The sequence below is a fragment of the Streptococcus sp. 1343 genome (assembly GCF_013277355.1).
GTDB lineage: Bacteria > Bacillota > Bacilli > Lactobacillales > Streptococcaceae > Streptococcus > Streptococcus pseudopneumoniae.
Genome location: NZ_VMMT01000085.1, coordinates 1 through 817, shown reverse-complemented (window position 1 = coordinate 817; position 817 = coordinate 1). Strand labels below are relative to the sequence as shown.

Sequence of the window (817 nt, the reverse complement as noted above, 5' to 3'; positions counted from 1 at the left end):
GTTTTTTGATTTTAGTCCATTATGAGATTGATACGGTTCTGCTTACAAGAGTGAAAAATTATTGTTTACTGGTCTTAACTGATTGAAGGACTAGGCATCAAATTATCCGATTGATTCCAAATAAAAGTGCTGAGGCGGTCAATCAGGCTTTAAAACTCATCTTAAAACAAGACAAGATTCTGTCCATCACGGCAGATAATGGTACAGAATTTAACCGCTTGTCTGATGTATTTTCTGAGGAACATATCTATTATGCGCACCCCTATGCCTCTTGGGAAAAGGGGAACTGATGAGAATCACAACAGGCTCATTCGGAGATGGTTACCTAAGGGAACTAAGAAAACGACTCCCAAAGAAGTCGCATTCATCTAAAATTGGATTAATAACTATCCTAAAAAATGCTTGAACTACAAATCACCCAGAGAAGACTTCTTGATGGCTAACTTGAACTTGAAATTTGGCGAGAAGTTAGCAAATTGTAAAAAGTTTAAAAAAAATTAGAAAAAGGTGTTGACAAGTCTGAAAAAGTCGGTATAATAGTAAGAGTTGAAAATAACAACTCTGGTCCGTTGGTCAAGGGGTTAAGACACCGCCTTTTCACGGCGGTAACACGGGTTCGAATCCCGTACGGACTATAGTATGTTGCGGTTGTAACACTTGATGAAAAAAAGATTAAAAAGTTTCAAAAAAAGTGTTGACAAACGAAAGTGACTGTGATATACTAATATAGTTGTCGCTTGAGAGAAGCGAGTGACAAAGACCTTTGAAAACTGAACAAGACGAACCAATGTGCAGGGTACTACAACTGAAGTTGTAG

Annotated in this window: 1 tRNA gene and 1 pseudogene; both read left to right on the top strand. The window is 37.6% G+C overall.

Going from position 1 to position 817, the window contains the following annotated elements:
• Positions 1-501, top strand: a pseudogene (locus HT709_RS11075) (IS30 family transposase); the annotation flags it as partial.
• Between the two features lie 62 nt (positions 502-563).
• Positions 564-635 (top strand) — tRNA-Glu (locus tag HT709_RS11070).
• Positions 636-817: the final 182 nt, after the last annotated feature.